11 protein-coding genes and 1 pseudogene are annotated in these 19,171 nt (G+C 60.5%); 5 read left to right on the top strand and 7 right to left on the bottom strand.

Annotation, left to right across the window (positions count from 1 at the left end):
• Positions 1-183: 183 nt before the first annotated feature.
• Positions 184-957: a tetratricopeptide repeat protein gene (locus ACOI8A_RS09205; RefSeq protein WP_420647580.1), complete on the bottom strand. Its 774-nt coding sequence runs from the start codon at positions 955-957 to the stop codon at positions 184-186.
• Entirely contained in the window at positions 954-1,634 is a 681-nt protein-coding gene (locus ACOI8A_RS09200; protein ID WP_420647579.1) for a Fe2+-dependent dioxygenase, read from the bottom strand. The genes ACOI8A_RS09205 and ACOI8A_RS09200 overlap by 4 nt, the downstream gene beginning before the upstream one ends.
• Before the next feature lie 207 nt (positions 1,635-1,841).
• Between ACOI8A_RS09200 and ACOI8A_RS09195 the strand changes: the two genes are divergently transcribed.
• The 3 genes from ACOI8A_RS09195 (at position 1,842) to ACOI8A_RS09185 (ending at position 7,583) form a co-directional block, all read left to right on the top strand.
• Positions 1,842-4,163: a TonB-dependent receptor gene (locus ACOI8A_RS09195; RefSeq protein ID WP_420647578.1), complete on the top strand. Its 2,322-nt coding sequence runs from the start codon at positions 1,842-1,844 to the stop codon at positions 4,161-4,163.
• Between the two features lie 216 nt (positions 4,164-4,379).
• Positions 4,380-6,908, top strand: coding sequence for a PepSY domain-containing protein (locus ACOI8A_RS09190; RefSeq protein WP_420647577.1), 2,529 nt, complete (start codon positions 4,380-4,382; stop codon positions 6,906-6,908).
• 309 nt (positions 6,909-7,217) lie between these two features.
• Positions 7,218-7,583: an endonuclease domain-containing protein gene (locus ACOI8A_RS09185; protein ID WP_420647576.1), complete on the top strand. Its 366-nt coding sequence runs from the start codon at positions 7,218-7,220 to the stop codon at positions 7,581-7,583.
• A gap of 229 nt (positions 7,584-7,812) precedes the next feature.
• Here the strand turns inward: ACOI8A_RS09185 and ACOI8A_RS09180 are convergent, their stop codons facing one another.
• Genes ACOI8A_RS09180 through ptsP form a run of 4 tightly spaced genes read right to left on the bottom strand, consistent with a single transcriptional unit; the run spans position 7,813 to position 14,961 of the window.
• Positions 7,813-9,354, bottom strand: coding sequence for an alkaline phosphatase D family protein (locus ACOI8A_RS09180; RefSeq protein ID WP_420647575.1), 1,542 nt, complete (start codon positions 9,352-9,354; stop codon positions 7,813-7,815).
• A gap of 59 nt (positions 9,355-9,413) precedes the next feature.
• Positions 9,414-11,147, bottom strand: a complete 1,734-nt coding sequence (locus ACOI8A_RS09175) for a PTS fructose-like transporter subunit IIB (RefSeq protein ID WP_420647574.1) — start codon at positions 11,145-11,147, stop codon at positions 9,414-9,416.
• Positions 11,148-11,158: 11 nt separating this feature from the next.
• On the bottom strand, positions 11,159-12,100 hold the full coding sequence (pfkB, locus tag ACOI8A_RS09170; protein WP_420647573.1) for a 1-phosphofructokinase: 942 nt from the start codon (positions 12,098-12,100) through the stop codon (positions 11,159-11,161).
• Positions 12,100-14,961, bottom strand: a complete 2,862-nt coding sequence (gene ptsP / locus ACOI8A_RS09165) for a phosphoenolpyruvate--protein phosphotransferase (protein WP_420647572.1) — start codon at positions 14,959-14,961, stop codon at positions 12,100-12,102. Before ptsP ends, pfkB begins: the two co-directional genes overlap by 1 nt.
• Positions 14,962-15,141: 180 nt before the next feature.
• Between ptsP and cra the strand changes: the two are divergent.
• Positions 15,142-16,256, top strand: a pseudogene (cra, locus tag ACOI8A_RS09160) (catabolite repressor/activator).
• A 3-nt stretch (positions 16,257-16,259) separates the two neighbouring features.
• Complete coding sequence (locus tag ACOI8A_RS09155; RefSeq protein ID WP_420647570.1) at positions 16,260-17,036, top strand: TatD family hydrolase; 777 nt, start codon at positions 16,260-16,262, stop codon at positions 17,034-17,036.
• Between the two features lie 8 nt (positions 17,037-17,044).
• Here ACOI8A_RS09155 and ACOI8A_RS09150 read toward each other — a convergent pair whose 3' ends face one another.
• Positions 17,045-19,075, bottom strand: coding sequence for a methyl-accepting chemotaxis protein (locus tag ACOI8A_RS09150; RefSeq protein ID WP_420647569.1), 2,031 nt, complete (start codon positions 19,073-19,075; stop codon positions 17,045-17,047).
• Between the last annotated feature and the right edge of the window lie 96 nt (positions 19,076-19,171).

The following is a 19,171-nucleotide window of genomic DNA, read 5'->3' as shown; positions in this document are numbered from 1 at the left end:
AAAAATAAAACCGAAAAGAATAAAGACCAGAACAACCTTTAGTCTCGAACAAAGACTATCCGAGAAAACACAAACCTCAAATCACCAACCTAAATCCAAATGTATTAGTTCAATCAAAAATAGCGAATTAATACTGCAGACCGTAGAAAATCAGACTTAAACGCATTTACAGTCAAGCTGAGACTATGCAACAGGAACGTTCAAAGAGTTGCTTAACAACTTCGACCTTTGTTGATATTCCTCGGCCAATGCCTGAACACGAGGGTCCGTCGCGCTCATCAATGCCTGAGTCGCAACCTTCAGAAACGCAAGATTTCCGCCAAGCATCGCGCGGCGATACCATGCCAGACTCTCCTCGATCCTTTTCTGGTCAATCAGGATACTGGCGTAGCTGAACTGGCCACGAAAATCCCCTGCTTCAGCGGAACGGCGATACCAGTCGTGCGCAGCTATGGAATCGACCGAACAGCCCAGACCCTCTTCCAGATACCGCCCCAAGAGGTTCATCGATTTGGCATGGCCGAGTTCAGCTGCGCGGCGATAGAGAGTCAAGGCTTGCACTTGATCCTTGATCACTCCACGACCAGTGGCCAAGAGATTGGCATAGTTATACATCGCCCAATCCAGTCCCGCTTCAGCAGCTTGACGATAATGCCTTGCAGCTATTGAAGCATCAGAGACGCAACCCCAGCCCTGCTCATGGCAACGACCGAGCATGTTGCGCGCCATCAAGTGCCCACGCTTGGCGGCAATCTCGAACCAACGCACGGCCAGCGGTTGATCCTGCGCGATGCCTTGCCCGTCCAGCAGGATCTGCCCTAGCAGCGCCTGAGCATCCAGCACACCTTCTGTGGAGGCGATCAAAATCGCCTGTGCCGCACGTGCCGGGCTTTCTTCGAGCATGGCTTTGAGCTGTTCGCCGTCGAGGATTTCCTCGCGGCGCAGTTGAAAACTCATACCTCGACCCAGCGGCGCAACAAGTTGTGATAAGTGCCGGTAAGGCGGATCAGTGACGGATGATCTGGCATGTCCTGCGTCAGTTGCTGGATTGCCCCATCCATCTCGAACAGCAAGGCCCGCTGGCTGTCCTCGCGCACCAGACTTTGCGTCCAGAAGAACGAGGCAAACCGCGCGCCACGGGTGACGGCGTTGACCTTGTGCAGGCTGGTGCCGGGGTACAACACCATGTCACCGGCGGGCAGTTTCACCTGTCGAGTGCCGAAAGTGTCCTGAATCTCCAGCTCACCGCCGTCGTAATCCTCAGGCTCGCTGAAGAACAGCGTGGCCGACAGATCGGTGCGCACGCGCTCGGGGCTGCCCTTGGGCTGGCGCACCGCATTGTCGATATGAAAATCGAAACTACCGCCCGCCGTGTAGCAGTTGAGTAACGGCGGGAATACTTTGTGCGGCAGTGCGGCGGACATGAACAGCGGATTTTTCCACAGACGTTCAAGCATCGCCGCACCGATTTCCTTGGCCAGCGGGTGGCCTTCAGGCAGTTGCAGATTGTGCTTGGCCTTGGCCGATTGATAGCCGGCGGTGATCTTGCCATCGGCCCAGTCGGCTTGCTGCAGAGCCTCGCGGATACGCTGCACTTCGTCTTTTTCGAACAGACCGGGAATGTGCAGCAGCATGGCGATGACCCCTGATGGCAAAAGAGCGGCAATGGTATTGATTCTTATTGTCTGTGTAAAACCCGGCAGACGGATGAACCGGCAAAAACCGTAAGGTTAAATTGTAAAGAATGTAAATTTGTCGCGAATAACAATATTTCGCAATTGATACAGATACTTGTTTGACCTATATTCCGCCGCCTCAAATCCTTGGGGAGGGGAATAAAAATGGCACGTCTACAAGCACAATTACCGGTCAGTTCACCACGTCTGCTCGCCTCTGCAATCGGTGTTGCTATCACTGCCGGCTCCGCAGGCCACATGGTGTTCGCCGCCGAAAAGACCGACAGCAAAGCCTCCGGCAATGCCATCGCCCTGGACGCCACCGCCATCACCGGCGAAGCCCAGGACGCGACGTCCTACCAGGTCGAAAAAGCCTCCTCGCCCAAGTACACCGCTCCGCTGATCGACACGCCGCGCTCGGTTACCGTGATTCCGCAACAAGTCTTGAAAGACACCGGCGCCCTGAACATGCAGGACGCGCTGCGCACCGTGCCGGGCATTACCTTCGGCGCCGGTGAAGGCGGCAATCCACAGGGCGACCGTCCGTTCATTCGTGGTTTCGACGCTCAGGGCGACACCTACCTCGATGGCGTGCGTGACACCGGTTCGCAGAGCCGCGAGATCTTCGCTGTGGAAAACATCGAAGTCAGCAAAGGCCCGAACTCCGCCATCGGCGGTCGCGGCGCGGCTGGCGGCAGCATCAACCTGGTGAGCAAAAAAGCCCACCTGGGCAACTCGTTCGACGGTGGTTTCACCTGGGGTTCCGACCAGACCCAGCGTTACACCATGGACGGCAACTATCAGTTCAGCGACAGCGCTGCCGGCCGTCTGAACCTGATGAGCCACGAGAGCAACGTCGCCGGTCGTGACAAGGTCGATTACGACCGTTGGGGCATTGCGCCGTCCCTGGCGTTCGGCCTCGGCACCGACACCCGCGTCAACCTCGATTACTACCACCTCGAAAGCAACGACACCCCGGATTCGGGTATCCCTTACAGCATTCCAGCGGCTGGCTCGGCGGCACGCACCAAGTCCAACCCGGACAAGCCGAATGCCGGTGGCGATCACGACAATTTCTATGGTCTGGGTCGCGACTTCCGCAAGGGTCGCACCGACACCGCGACCTTTGCCATCGAGCATGATCTGAGCGACTCGCTGACGATCAAGAACACCCTGCGCCACGGCACCAGCATGCAGGATTACATCCTCACGCAGCCGGACGACAGCAAAGGCAACGTCAACAACGGCAGCGTCTGGCGGCGGGCGAATACTCGGGTGAGCAACACCGAGACCACCACCAATCAGACTGACCTGTTCGGCAACTTCTACGTCGCCGGCTTCAAGAACAGCTTCTCCACCGGTGTCGAATACACCCGTGAGGAAAGTCAGAAGTCCTCGTACAACGTCAACACTGACACCACGCCACGCACCAGCGCTGTGACCACCAATTGCAACCCGGGATTGATCGGCGCATCCAGCGGCTACAACTGCACCTCGCTGTCGAACCCGAACCCGAACGATCCGTGGAATGGCGCGATTTCGCGCAACTACGCTGGCACCGACACCCAGTCCGATACTTACGCGCTGTATGCGTTCAACACCCTGGAACTGTCCGAGCAATGGCTGGTGAACATGGGTCTGCGTTACGACCACTTCGAAACCGGCTACAAGACTTACAACGGCGCTGGCCGCACCACGTCCAAAGGCGCGGACACCAGCGAGTTCGTCACCGGTCAGTTCGGCGTGGTTTACAAGCCGGCAGAAAACGGCAGCATCTATGCCTCTTACGCCACTTCCGCGACGCCACCGGGCAATACCCTCGGCGAAGGTCAGGAAGGCAACCCGCTGGGCGGCACGCCGGATCGTAGTGGCAACCTGCTCAAGAGCGACATGGAGCCGGAAACCACCAAAAACTACGAAATCGGCACCAAGTGGGATCTGCTCAATGATCGCCTGTCGCTGACCGCTGACATCTTCCGCACCGAGAAAGAAAACGCGCGCGTGCAAGTCGATACCACGTCCTACGAGAACGCCGGCAAGACCCGCGTGCAAGGTGTCGAACTGTCGGCCAGCGGCAAGATCACTGACAAGTGGCAGGTGTTCGCCGGTTACGCCTACATGGACAGCGAGCAAGTGGATGGTGGTGACCTGCCGGCCAACAAAGCCAACAACGGCAACCAACTGCCAAACACCCCGAAAAACAGCGCCAGCCTGTGGACCACTTACCAGGTCACGCCGAAGCTGACCATCGGTGGCGGTGCGTTCTATGTGGATGACGTGTTCGGCAGTGTGGCCAACACCACGATGGTTGATTCGTATGTTCGCTACGACGCGATGGCCGCGTACAAGCTGACCAAAAACGTCGATCTGCAACTCAACGTGCAGAACCTGACCAACGAAAACTATTACGACAAAGCCTTCTCGACCCACTTCGCCAACCAGGCGGCGGGCCGTACGGCACTGTTGAGCACCAACTTCCACTTCTAACGAAAACTGTAGGAGCTGCCGCAGGCTGCGATCTTTTGATCTTGCTTTTGATGTTGAAAACAAAAATCAAAAGATCGCAGCCTTCGGCAGCTCCTACACAAGCAGGCCCCGTTCATTCAATTGAACGGGGCTTTTGTGCGTAATCAATAAGCTTCTCGCCAACCCACGGCATAATGCGCGCCGTGAAAACAACTTTCGACGAACAAGGCAAGCGACGTGTTGAAGAAAACCCTGTTCCAGTTGCACTGGTTTTTTGGCATCACTGCCGGACTGGTGCTGGCCCTGATGGGCATCACCGGCGCTGCCTATTCGTTTCAGGATGAAATCCTGCGCGCATTGAATCCCTCGGTGCTGCAGGTCGAGAAGCAGGTCGCCGGCGTGCTGCCACCGGTTGAGCTGGTGGAGCACATCGAAGCAGCTTCCGGCAAAAAAGTCGCGATGCTCTGGGTCGAAACCGACAGCGGCAACGCGGCGAAAGTATTCTTCACCCCGCCCAAGGGGGAACGTCGTGGCGAGATGCGCTACTTCGATCCGTACACCGCCGAGTTCAAGGGTGACGCGGTCGGCCAGGATTTCTTCGGCCTGATGCTGCAGCTGCACCGCTTCCTCGCCATGGGTGATACCGGACGCAACATCACCGGCGCCTGTACGCTGATTCTGCTGTTCTTCTGCCTGTCCGGTCTGTACCTGCGCTGGCCGCGTCAGTGGAACAGCTGGCGCGTGTGGCTGACGCTGGACTGGAAGAAAAAAGGCCGCAACTTCAACTGGGACCTGCACTCGGTGGCCGGTACCTGGTGCCTGCTGGTGTATCTGCTGCTGGCGTTGACCGGGTTGTCCTGGTCGTACGAGTGGTACAACAAAGGCCTGACCAAATTGCTTTCCGATGCGCCGCAAAACGAGCGCGTACGCGGTGGTCGCGGCCCGGGACCTGAAGGCCCGGCGCCGACCGCCGATTACGCAGCGATGTGGAGCAGCATCTACAGCACTGCTGGCCCGGGCCTGTCGGCCTACAACATCCGCATGCCAGCCGTGGCCGGGCAACCGGCGACCGTGTTCTACCTGCTCGACAGCTCGCCGCATGATCGCGCGCTGAATCAGATCACTCTCGACCCGGCCACCGGCGTGGTCAAACGCGTGGATCGTTACGCCGACAAGAGCTTCAAGGCGCAGCTGTTGACCAGCATTTATGCGCTGCACGTCGGCAGCTATTTCGGCCTGGTCGGCCGCATCATCATTACCCTCGCCGCCGTGTGCATGCCGCTGTTTTTCATCACTGGCTGGCTGCTGTATCTGGATCGTCGGCGCAAGAAAAAGCAGGTCAAAGACGCGCGCAAAGGCTTCGATCAATCGACCGGCGATGCGCCTGCATGGCTGATCGGTTTCGCCAGTCAGAGCGGTTTTGCCGAACAACTGGCGTGGCAGACCGCCGGTCAATTGCAGGCGGCCGGGTTGCCGGTGAAGGTGCAGCCACTGGCGAATGTCAGCGAACAGGATCTGCGTGATTCGAGCAACGCGCTGTTCGTAGTCAGCACCTTCGGCGACGGCGATGCGCCGGACAGCGCTCGTGGTTTTGAGCGCAAAGTGCTGAGCAAGGCCTCGACCTTCGACAGCCTGAATTACGCAGTACTTGGCCTCGGCGATCGTCAGTATGAAAACTTCTGCGGCTTCGCCCGACGCCTGCATCAATGGCTCGGCGAACACGGCGGCAAGACCTTATTCGCCCCGGTCGAGGTCGACAGCGGTGATCCGTATGCCCTGCGTCACTGGCAAACCCAACTCGCCCTTCTCACCGGGCAAGCACCGGTCGACACCTGGCAAGCACCGAGCTACGACAACTGGACGCTGGTGCGTCGCGACTTGATGAACCCTGACAGCAGCGGTGCGCCGGTCTATCTGCTGGGCTTGAGCGCGCCGAGCACCAGCAGTTGGCTGGCCGGTGATCTGGTGGAAGTGTTGCCACGCAATTGCCCGTGGATCGTCGAGCATTTCCTCGATGGCCTGGGCATTCGCGGCGAAACCCTGGTCAAGCTCAACGGCCTCGAAGAACCGCTGGAAGTCGCCCTCGCCACCCGCCAGTTGCCCGAACACCGCGCGCACCTTGTCGGGCTGCATGCCCAGTCGTTGGTCGATGCGATGGTCCCGCTGACGATGCGCGAATACTCGATCGCCTCGATCGCCGCCGACGGCGTCCTCGAATTGATCGTGCGTCAGGAACAGCATGCCGACGGCAACCTCGGCATCTGTTCCGGCTGGTTGACCGAGCATGCGCCGGTGGGCGGCAGCATCAGCCTGCGCGTACGGCGCAACAGCGGATTCCATCTGCCGAACGAACCGCTGCCGATGATTTTGCTGGGCAACGGCACGGGTCTGGCAGGGCTGCGCAGCTTGCTCAAGGCCCGGATAGCCGATGGCCAACAGCGGCACTGGTTACTGTTCGGTGAGCGTAATCGGGCGCAGGACTTCCTCTGCCGAGCGGAGCTGGAAGAGTGGCTGATCAATGGCGATCTGGAGCGGCTGGATCTGGCGTTTTCGCGGGATCAGGTGGAGAAGATTTATGTGCAGGATCGCTTGCGCGAGTCGGCTGAGGAGTTGAAGAAGTGGTTGGCGGATGGCGCGGTTATTTATATCTGCGGGAGTCTGCAAGGGATGGCTTCGGGTGTTGACCAAGTGCTGAATGACATCCTCGGCTCTGCCGAAGTACAACGCCTCATCGAACAAGGCCGCTATCGCCGCGACGTCTACTGATGTTGAAGCGGATCTGCTGAGGACTTGGGATGGTGATCCTGTTTCGGAATTTACCCTCACCCTAGCCCTCTCCCGGGGGGAGAGGGGACTGATTGGGGGATGCTGCGGGACTACGCCGACGTGAAAGATCTGAACTGAATCCGAAATCGTCTTGATGTTGCTTTGTGGATTCCATATTCAACTCGGTATTTCAGGTCGATACACAACCTGAGACACTTCGGTCAGCTCCCTCTCCCCCGGGAGAGGGCTGGGGTGAGGGGAACTGGTCTAGAGTGAAATCTCAACCCACCTTCACAAGGACCGTGAAGCATGCCACCCCGCCCCACCCTCGCCCAATTCGCCCGCCAACTGCGCATCAACCAAACCGACTGCGAACACCTGCTCTCGCAAAAACTGCGCTCACGACAACTCGACGATCTGAAGTTTCGACGGCAGTTTCCCTGTCCGCCGTACGTGCTGGATTTTTACTGTGTTGAATTGAAACTGGCTGTTGAGCTGGATGGCGGTCAGCACTTCGAGACAGCAGGGGTTATTCATGATCGACGGCGTACGCTTTTTCTTCAGGGGCTGGGAATTGAGGTGGTGCGGTTCAGCAATCTTGAGGCGATTGGGCAGATGGGGGATGTGTTGGAGCAGATTATGCGGATTGCGGCGCTGCGCAGATCGCAGCCATGATCCAAAGGCTGCCCTCACCCTAGCCCTCCCGAAACGTCGGACCGCCCAGAGGTAGAGGGGACCGACCGTGGGATGCTGCAGAAATACATCGACCTGAAGGCCTCGTGCGGAATCCATAATCAACTCAGTTTTTCAGGTCGATGTATAACGCCAGACACCTCGGTAAGCTCCCTCTCCCTCCGGGAGAGGGCTGGGGTGAGGGGCTTTTAGCTTTTGATCTTCAACCAGATCAAACCGGCTGCAATTTCTGCTCAAACACAGCCACCCCATCCAGATCCCGCAACACCACACTCATCTCCCCGCTCACACCCTCAATGTTCACCTCGCCAAAAAACTGAAACCCGGCAAACGGCGACATGTTCTGCACCGACGGCGCCTTCTCGAACACCACCTCGGGCCCAAACGTCTTATCCAGCGGATTAGGCCCGAAACTCCCGGCATTCAACGGCCCCGCGACAAACTCCCAGAACGGCTCGAAATCCTGGAACGCCGCCCGCTCCGGGTGATAGTGGTGCGCCGCGCAGTAATGCACGTCTGCCGTCAAAAATACGAAATTGCGCACCTGCTGCGCGCGCAGAAATCCCAGCAGTTCAGCGATTTCCAGCTCACGCCCCTGCGCCGGACCGGGGTCGCCGTTGGCCACCGCTTCCCAGCGCGCGACACCCGGGCTGACTTCTCCATCCGGCACGCCGAGGCCGATCGGCATGTCAGCCGCGATGACTTTCCACTGCGCCTTGGAACCCTTGAGCCCCTGCTTCAACCAGTCCAGTTGCTCACGCCCGAGGAACGGTTTCGCCGCGCCGAGATTGTCATCATTCGCTTCGCGATAACTGCGCATATCCAGCACGAACACATCGAGCAGCGGCCCGTAGCTCAGCTTGCGATAAATCCGCCCGCCGCCATTGGCAGCCTGCAAACGCATCGGCGAATATTCGAGCCAGGCCTGACGCGCACGCCCCACCAGTTTTTGGATATCTTTCTCGCGATAACGCTCATCGAGCTGCTTGCCTGGCGACCAATTGTTGACCACTTCATGATCGTCCCACTGCCAGATCTGCGGCACTTCGGCGTTGAAGCGGCGGATGTTTTCGTCCATCAGGTTGTAGCGGTAGTTGCCGCGATAGTCGTCGAGGGTTTCCGCGACTTTGCTCTTGGCTTCGCTGGTGATGTTGCGCCACACGCGACCACCTTCGGTGACTAACTGAGCCGGCACCGGGCCGTCGGCGTAGATGGTGTCGCCGCTGTGGATAAAGAAGTCCGGCAGCCGCAAACGCATGGCTTCGTAGATGCGCATGCCGCCGATGTCCGGGTTGATGCCGAAACCCTGGCCGACGGTGTCGCCGCTCCAGACGAAGCGGATATCGCGCTTGATCGTCGGCACGCTGCGCAGGTGGCCGAACCATGGTTCGCTGGCAACGCCTGTTTGCGCATCTTCGAAATACACGCGATAGAAAATCGCCTGATCGGCGGGTAAACCGGTGAGCTCGACGCGGGCGGTGAAGTCAGTGCGGGCATCGGCGAGTGGCGAGACAATGCGCCGGGGGTTGCCGAACTGGCTGCGCGTGTCCCATTCGACAACCATGCGCGCGGGGCGGTCGCTGCGGCTCCAGATCATCGCGCGATCGCCGAGCAGGTCGCCGGACTGCACGCCGTCGGTGAGTTGCGGGCGGTCCTTGACCGATGCAATCACCGCCGGCGCCAGCCCCGGCATGAGCAGCCCGGCACCGACGGCTTGCATCACACGTCGGCGGCCGAGATTGAAATCGCTCATGGTGTTCTCCCTGACAAAAGGAGAACTAAAGCACGCGATCATGAAACGCGGATGACACCTCAGGCCTTGGCAGGCTCCAGAGCCAACTCGACAGCTTCCGGCCGTTTCACCACCGCATACACCACCGCAGTCAGCAAACTCCCCGCAACAATCGCCAGCAGATACAGCAACGCATGGTTGATCGCATTCGGAATCGCCAATACAAACAGCCCACCGTGCGGCGCCATCAGTTTGCAGCCGAAGTACATCGACAGCGCCCCGGTCAACGCGCCGCCGGCAATGCTCGCAGGGATCACCCGCAGCGGATCTTTCGCGGCAAACGGAATCGCGCCTTCGGAGATAAAACACAGCCCCAGCACAAACGCCGCTTTACCTGCCTCGCGCTCGCTCTGCGCGAACTTGCGCCGCGCGATGAACGTAGCGATACCGAGTCCGATTGGCGGCACCATGCCGGCGGCCATGGTCGCGGCCATCGGCGCGTAACTCTGCGAGGCCAGCAGCCCTACCGAGAACGCATACGCGGCCTTGTTGATCGGCCCGCCAAGGTCGACGCACATCATGCCGCCAAGCAGCACCCCGAGCAGAATCGCGTTGGTGGTGCCCATGCTGTCGAGGAAATGCGTGAGCGCCGCGAGCATCCCGGCGACTGGTTTGCCGACCACGTAAATCATCACCAGCCCGGTAAACAGGCTGGCGAACAACGGGACGATCAGGATCGGTTTCAACGCTTCGAGACTTTGCGGCAACGACACATAACGACTGATCGCTTTCGCGGCATAACCGGCGATAAAACCGGCAACGATGCCGCCGATGAATCCGGCGCCCAGCGTGCTCGCGAGCAAGCCACCAATCATCCCCGGCGCCAGGCCCGGACGGTCGGCAATCGAGTAGGCGATGTAACCGGCGAGTAACGGCACCATCAACTTGAACGCGGTCTCGCCGCCGATCTGCATCAGCGCCGCCGCCAGCGTGCCCTCTTCCTTGAACGCGGTGATGCCGAACACGAACGACAACGCGATCATCAGACCGCCCGCCACGACCATCGGCAGCATGTAGGACACGCCGGTCAGCAGGTGTTTGTAGACGCCGGTTTTCTCTTGTTTGACCAGAGCCTTGCCGTCGCTCGCAGCGCTTTCCTGCACGCCTTCGGCCAAGGCTTTTTTCAGCGTGGCTTCGGACTGTTTGAGGGCGATGCCGGTGCCGCAGCGGTAGATTTTCTTGCCGGCGAAACGCTCGGTGGCGACGTCGATATCCGCCGCCAGCAACACCACGTCAGCCTCGGCAATGGCCGTCGCACTCAACGGAGTGCGCGCACCGACCGAGCCTTGGGTTTCGACTTGCAACTCATAGCCCAGACGCTTGGCCGCTTGCTGCAAAGCTTCGGCGGCCATGAAGGTGTGAGCAACACCGGTCGGGCATGCGGTGACCGCGACCAGACGCGGAGCGTTCTGTGCCACCGCAACTGGCGCGGCTTCTGTAGCGACGTAAACCTGAGCTTCTTCAGCACCGCGACGCAGCACCGCTTCGACATCTTGCAGCGCTTGCGCCGGGGCAATCTGGAACACGCGTTTGCCGACGAATCGAGTCATGTCTACCGTGCCAGTGGCGACCAGCAACACCCACTCGGCCGCGGCAATCGTGGCCGCCGACAATTCACGTTCAGGATGCGCGGCATCGACCACTTCAACGCTGGTGCTCCAGCCCTGACGCTGAGCGGCGGCGTCAAGCAATCGGGCGCAAAGAACACTGGTGACCATGCCGTTCGGGCAGGCCGTGACAATGGCTAACTTCATGACCAACCCTCTTATTGTTCTGTCAGAGGGCGCACACGCACGCCCTGTTCGAGCGGCGCCAGCAGCGCTGCATCGTGAATGCCGAAACCAATCTGGGTCACCGCCAGCGCCGCAATTGCAGTGGCCGTGCGCAGCGTCTGCTCGGGCGTGTCCGCGCTGAGCAAACCGTGGAGCATGCCGGCCAGCAGCGAATCCCCGGCACCCACGGTGCTGGCGACTGCGACCTTGGGCGGCGACGCATGCAGTGCCGAGCCGACACTGAACCAGTTCACGCCATCGGCACCGTGGGAAATCACCACATGCTCGATGCCTTGCGCGTGCAGCCGAGTGGCCGCTTCAGCCTGCGCCGCGTGAGAAACCACTGCGCAGCCGAGCGCATCAGCGAGTTCTTCGGTATTCGGCTTGATCAGCCACGGGCCAGCCTTGAGTGCCTCACGCAATGCTTCGCCGCTGGTGTCCAGCGCAACGTTGAGGCCCAGCGCTTTGAGTTTCTCGATCAACTCGCGCAGCCACTGCGCGGTGACGCCGCGCGGCAAACTGCCGGCGACAACCACTGCATCGTGGCCCGGAGCGATTTGCAGCAGACGCTCAAGCAATGCCTGTTGCGCCGCTGCATCGACTGTCGGGCCGGGGCCGTTGATGTCGGTGATACGCCCGTCGTGTTCGGCAACTTTGATGTTGCTGCGGGTCTCGCCGGGCACGCGGATAAACGCGTCAACAAATCCGCGTTTGGCGAACAGGTTTTCGAACGCTTGCAGATTGTCTTCGCCGAGAAAACCACTGACCGTCAGTTGATGGCCGAGGTCGGCCAGCACTTGCGCGACGTTCACGCCTTTGCCGGCGGCGTGGCTGTGCATCTCGTCGCTGCGATTGACCTGACCGGGTTCAAGCCGCGCCAGCTCGACCGTGAGGTCCAGCGCCGGGTTGAGGGTCAGGGTGAGAATCTTGGCCATTACAGGGCCTCCACTAATGCGCGCACTTCGCTGGCGCTGCCCACGGCCAGGGCCTGTTGAGCGAGGGTTTGAGACTGGGTCAGGCTGAGTTCGCGGATGCGCGCCTTGACCTCGGCGATGCTGCGGCCGGACACGCTCAACTCATCGACGCCAAGGCCGACCAGCACCGGCACTGCCAGCGGATCTGCCGCGAGTTCGCCGCATACGCCGACCCATTTGCCATGGGCATGCGCCGCACGCACGGTGATGTCGATCAGTTGCAGCACCGCCGGGTGCAAGCCATCGGCTTGCGCTGAAAGGGTCGGATGCCCACGGTCGATGGCCAGTGTGTATTGGGTCAAATCGTTGGTGCCGACGCTGAAGAAATCCACCTCTTTGGCCAGCACCGGCGCCAGCAGCGCGGCGGACGGCACTTCGATCATGATCCCCAGTTGCAGATCGGCGACCGGGATTTCCAGACGCAGACGCTCGGTCATGTCGCGGGCCTGACGCCATTCTTCGACGCTGCCGACCATCGGGAACATGATGCGCAGCGGGCGATTGTCAGCAGCACGCAGCAAGGCGCGCAGTTGCGCTTCCATGATTTGCGGACGTTGCAAGGTCAGGCGAATGCCGCGCACGCCGAGGAACGGGTTTTCTTCCTTGGCAATTGGCCAATACGGCAGCGGTTTGTCACCGCCGACATCGAGTGTGCGCACCACCAGCGGGCGCCCGGCCAGACCATCGAGCACGCGGCGGTATTCGGCTTCCTGGGTCGCCTCGTCCGGCGCTTGCGGATGGGCCATGAAAATCAATTCAGTGCGCAGCAGGCCAATGCCCTCGGCGCCCTGCTCGACCGCGCTGATCACCCCGGCGCTTTCGCCGATGTTGGCGAACACTTCCACCGCGTGACCGTCGGTGGTGTGCGCCGGTTGATGGCGTTGTTCGGCGGCAGCTTTCAGGCGCTGCTCGCGCGTGTCGCGTTCGACGATAGCGCGTTGCAGCGTCGGCGCATCGGCGTCTACATGCAGCCGTCCACGCTGGCCGTCGAGCAGCAACGGCGTGCCCGGCGCCAGCAGCAACACCGCTGCGCCAGCGCCAACCAGCGCCGGAATCCCCAAGGCGCGGGCGACAATCGCGCTGTGCGCAGTCGCGCCGCCGCGTGCGGTGAGAATCCCCGCCACGCGCGCCGGATCAAGTCGCGCCACATCCGAGGGGCCGACTTCGTCCATCACCAGAATGTACGGTTGCTCAGGCTCGTTCGGCGTCTGCACGCCGCACAGTTGCGCCAGCACCCGGCGCCCGATGTCGCGCAGGTCGGCGGCACGCTCGGCGAGCAAGGCGTCCTGCAACGATTCCTGTTGTTTGGCCGCAGCTTCGATCACCGCCATCCACGCCGCTTCAGCGCTCTCGCCTTGCTTGAGGCGGGTGTCGACTTCGTCGGTGAGTTCCGGGTCGTCGAGCATTTCCTGGTGGGTGATGAAGATCTCGCGGATGGCCTTGGCCTTGCTGCGTTCGATCAGGCCTTGAATGTCGCCGCGGACCTCGGCCAGCGCTTGCTTGAGACGCTCGCGTTCAATGGCAGCCGACTCGCCGCGCAACGGGTAATCGATGGTTTGTTGAACTTGAATATGCGCCGGGCCAATGGCGATGCCCGGTGCGGCGGGAATCGCTTGCAGCAGGCTGCCGGACGCCGGGGCGATCAGCACTTCAGCAATATCTGCGATGACTTCACGCTGTTCGCTCACGGCCGGCAGCGGCTCGACTTCTTCACCGAGGCCTTCTTCAATCGCGGCCAACAGTGCGGGTAAGGCGTCGGCGGCGATGCTCGGTTCGGCAATCAGTTCCAGCACCTGACCGCGACGGGCGCCCAGGCTGAGCAGTTTGCTCAGGCTTTTCACCGATACGGCGCTGTCCTGACCGTCGACGATGCGCACACGGATTTCACCGTCAAAACTTTTCGCCAATTGCGCGAGGATTTTCGCCGGGCGTGCATGCAAGCCGTGGGCGTTGGCCAGCGCAATCCGCGCGCTCGGCCAGTCGGCCGGCAATTCGCCGCCGAGCACTTCGAGGACTTTGCGGCTGCTGGTGGCGCGGCCCAATTCGTGGCCTCGGCCTTCGATCAGCAACGCGCAGAGGCGTTCGAGCAGCGCCTGATGCGCTTCGCCCAGACTGGCGAGGCAGAACAGACCGCTGAGCGGCTGGCCGAGGTAGCGCATCGGTTTGTCTGGCGTCACAAAGGCCAGCCCCGGACGTTTCACGGTTTGCTCGCTGTGCAGCCACCACAGGCCATCGCCCAGCGGCAGTGCTTCGACTTGCTGCAACACAGCGGCGAAACCGTTGCTCACACAATCGGCCTGTCGCAACAGACGTGCGCCGCGCCAGACCAGTTCTTCGAAATCGTCGGCAGAAACGCCGAGGCCGATCATCTGTGCATCCAGGGCCAGTTCCTGCGGCGCACCTTGCAGCAGTTTCAACAGCGCTTCTGGCGAACTCGCACGGCGCAGGGCCTGACCGAGATCGGTCTCGCCGAGGGCGCGGGTCAGCAGTTGCAGCAGACGCAAATGTTCGTCGGACTTGGCCGCAATGCCGATCGCCAGATAGACGATCTGACCATCGCCCCAATCCACACCTTCGGGGAACTGCATCAGGCGCACGCCGGTGGCAAACACCTGATCGCGGGTGTCCGGGGTGCCGTGGGGGATGGCAATACCTTGGCCGAGAAAGGTCGAGCCCTGGGCTTCGCGTGCCTGCAAACCGGCGAGATAACCATCGGCGACCAGACCATCGGCGACCAGATGGTTGGCCAGCAGTTGCAGCGCAGCGGGTTTATCCACAGCCGATTGGCCCATGGATATCTGCTCTATAGTGAGCTCGAGCATGCGTTCTCCTTTTTGGCGTCATGTGGCGCCAGGTATTGTTTTGAATGGTTGCAGCTTAGGCGCTGCCTCCGGTTAAGGGGCAGTTTTGGCGGTTTCGCGGCAGAACCGGCCAAAGGCGTCTAAAACGTAGAAAATACGCCTGCTGAAACGTTTAATCTAGATTGATCGGCAAGTTACTCGATAATGTCTCATCCTTGAAGTCCAACTTGTCGGATGCCTGCGACAATGGTCGCCTGCCTGAATCGGGTAGGATTGGCGAAAATGTTGCGGCAAGCTCGAAAACACAAGGAAATCCCGGGTTGAAACTCAGTGATATCGCTCGATTGGCCGGCGTGTCCGTGACCACCGCCAGCTACGTCATCAACGGCAAGGCCGAACAGCAACGCATCAGCAGCGCCACCGTCGAGCGCGTGCGCGCCGTGGTCGAGCAACATGGCTTTACGCCCAATCCCCAAGCCGCCGGTTTACGCAGTCGGCACACGCGCACCTTGGGTTTTATCCTGCCGGATCTGGAAAACCCCAGTTACGCACGGATTGCCAAGCTGCTGGAACAAGGCGCCCGCGCGCGCGGCTATCAATTACTGATTGCCAGCTCCGACGATGCACCGGACAGCGAGCGGCAATTGCTGCAACTGTTCCGCGCGCGGCGCTGCGATGCATTGATCGTCGCCAGTTGCCTGCCGGCGGCTGACGACAGTTACCGCCAGTTGCAAGCCAAAGGTTTACCGGTGATCGCCATCGACCGGGTGATGGACGCCGAGCATTTCTGCTCGGTGGTCAGCGACGACCGCGAAGCCAGTCTGCACCTGACCGAAAGTCTGCTCGACCCGCAGCTCAAGCAAATCGTTTTGCTCGGTGCCCGAGCGGAGTTGAGCATCAGCCAGGAACGTGCCGCCGGGTTCAGACAAGCGCTGGTCGATTTCAAAGGCGAAGTGCTGATCGAGCACGCCGAATCCTTCAGCCGTGAATGCGGCAAGCAAATGATGGAAGAACTCCTGCAACGTCTCGGGCATTTGCCGGATGCTTTGGTCACCACTTCCTACGTGCTGTTGCAGGGTGTGTTCGATGCGCTGCACGACTTCCCGCTCAAATCCCGCCCGCTGCGCCTCGGCACGTTTGGCGACACGCAGTTGCTGGACTTCCTGCCACTGCCGGTCAATGCCATGGCTCAGCAACATCAGTTAATTGCCGACAAAGCGCTGCAACTGGCGCTGGCGGCGATCGAGCAGTCGGACTATCAGCCTGGCGTGCAGGCCATTGCGCGAACCTTCAAGCAGCGTATTCACCGGGACTGAGCCGTGGAGCTGATCGACAGCCACACCCACCTGGATTTCCCCGACTTCGACGCCGATCGCTTGGCGTTGCTGGCGCAGAGCCGCGCCCTCGGCGTGCGGCGGATGGTGGTGCTGGGCGTGTATGAAGGTAACTGGCAACGCGTGTGGGATCTGGTGCAAAGCGATGCCGATCTGTATGCGGCTTTTGGCTTGCATCCGGTTTATCTCGATCAGCATCGGCCGGAAGACTTGCATGCTTTGGGCGATTGGCTGACGCGATTGCGTGGTCATCGGCAGTTGTGTGCAGTGGGCGAGATTGGTCTGGATTACTTCATCGAAAGCCTCGACCGCGAACGTCAGCAGGCCTTGTTCGAAGCGCAGCTGCAATGGGCGGCGGACTTCGACTTGCCGGCGTTGATCCATGTGCGACGCAGTCATGCGGCGGTGATTGCCACGCTCAAGCGCTTCAAACTCAAACGGGCCGGGATCATCCACGCCTTCGCCGGCAGCCGCGAAGAAGCGCGCGAATACATCAAGCTCGGTTTCAAACTCGGTCTCGGCGGCGCCCCGACCTGGCCGCAGGCATTGCGCATGCATCGGGTGCTGGTGGATTTGCCGCTGGAGTCAGTGGTGCTGGAAACCGACTCGCCGGACATGGCACCGGCGATGTTTCCCGGCGTACGCAACACGCCTGCGCATTTGCCAGCGATTTGTACGGCACTGGCCGAGTTGATGAATATCAGCCCTGAGCAACTGGCGGCCGTCAGCACCGCCAACAGTTGCGCAGTATTCGGCTGGTAATCAGATGATCAGACGCGGAACGCGCTGATCAACTGTTTCAATTCCACCACCTGCGCCGACAACGCACGGCTGGCATTTTCAGTCTGATGCGCACCTTCAGCCGTGCGCTCACCGGCGCGGTTGATCTCGACGATGTTCTGATCAATGTCATGCGCCACTGCCGTCTGCTGCTCCACGGCTGCGGCGATCTGCTGGTTCTGGTCGACGATCATGCCGACCGCGCCGAGGATGTTTTCCAAAGCCTGTTGTACTTTTTCCGACTGCCCCACCGTGCCACTGGCCATCTGATGGCTGATGCCCATGGCTTTCACCGCCGCGCCGACGCCGCCATGCAGCTTGGCGATCATCTGTTCAATTTCTTCGGTCGATTGCTGCGTGCGTTTGGCCAGCGTGCGAACTTCGTCCGCCACTACAGCAAACCCACGCCCCTGCTCACCGGCCCGTGCCGCTTCAATCGCCGCGTTGAGCGCCAGCAGATTGGTTTGCTCGGCGATGCTCTTGATCACCTCCAGCACACGGCTGATCGACTGGCTGTCGCTGGCCAACTGGTTGATCACCAGCACCGACTGATCGATCTCGCTGGCCAGTGCCGCGATGCTGCCCTGCTGCGACTCCACCAACCCGCGACCGTTGATGGTTTCGTCGTTGACGCTGTGGGCGCTGCTGACTGCCGCTGCCGCGCTGCGTGCGACTTCCTGCGAGGTCGCCGACATCTGGTTCATCGCAGTGGCCACTTGCTCGATTTGGCTACGCTGCCCAGCGACCGCCTGATTGCTTTGCGCCGAGACGTTTTCCACTTGTCCGGCTTGACGCTCGACCTCGCCGACGGTGTGGCCGACGCGTTCGATCAGGTCATGGATTTTCTTCACCGTACCGTTGAACACTTCGCCCAATTCGCCAAGTTCATCACGGCTGGTAGCGCGAAAGTTCACCGTCATGTCGCCCGCAGCGACTTTGTCCATCATCGCGCCGAGGTTTTTCAGGGTGGCGCGGGTCGAAGCGTAGAAGCCGCCGTACAGGTAGAAAATCAGCACGAACACCACCGACAACGCCGACGCCTGCAAGATCATGTGTGTGCGGTTTTGCGCCAGGCGTTGCTGGAGCTGGGTGTCGAGGAATTTCAGGGTCGCGTCGTTCAGTTGATAGGTCTGGGCCATCAGCCCGGTGAGCTGATCGTAAAACCCCTGCCACGGCGCATCGAGCGTTTCGGCCATGACCACTTGCTCTTCGATTAGCGTGCCAGCCTGTTTCAGCGACGCCTTGCTGCTTTCGGCCGCAGTGCTGAGAGACTCGCGCGCAGCTGTGCTCGAACCGAGGGCGTCCTGTAATTTCAGGGCGTATTCAGCCTGAAGTTTTTCGATTTGCACCAGCAACTCGTCGAAACGCGTGCTGGATGAGCTGTTGAGAAATCCCTGGCCCAACGAATACGAACCCATCGCCCGGCCTTCGCCGAGGGCTTGGGTGATGGCCGGGGTGACGGCGGTCACCAGTTCGCTGAGTTGGCGGATGTCGCTCTGGTTGTCGCGACTCAGACCGGCCTGGCTGGCGATGATCTGGCTGAAGATCTGCGCATTGCTCAGCAGTTTGCCGATCAGCGCACTTTTGCTCTGCAGCGAGTTTTCCGCTTGCTGGGTCTTGAACGCGGCAACCATCTCATCGCGCTTGCCGTCGAAAACTTTGATCTGCTCGGCATCATCGGTCATCGCCGTCAGCCCTTGCAGGCGCGCCAGCACGTTCTGCTCAAGGCTGCTGATCTCGGCTTCGATGTTGCCGGCCTTGCCGGACTGGCCGAGGGTGACGTCGATCTGCACCAGATTGTTCAGGGTTTCCAGATCGCGGCGCAGGGACAGGCTGCTGCCGAGCAGATCGAGGCTTTGCAATTCGACGCGGGTGCCCTGGAACTCGCGATAGGAGTCGCGCACCAGATAGAAATTGGTCACCAGCATCGGTATCAGGAACAGCACGCTGATCAGGCTGAACTTCATGCCGAAGCTCAAGCGGTTCATCAGCGAGACGGCGGGATAGAGCAAGCTCTTCACTGGAAGTCTCCCTTGGTTTTTCTTGTTTTTATTGGCAGGCGCAGGGCGACAGCAGATAGCCACTATCGGGCGCTATCTCTGTATAGCTCAAATCGG

Origin of the sequence: Pseudomonas sp. P4795 (assembly GCF_048822895.1) — a bacterium.
Lineage (GTDB): Bacteria > Pseudomonadota > Gammaproteobacteria > Pseudomonadales > Pseudomonadaceae > Aquipseudomonas.
The sequence above is the reverse complement of the archived record's forward strand: the minus strand, read 5'-3'. Positions and strand labels throughout refer to the sequence as shown.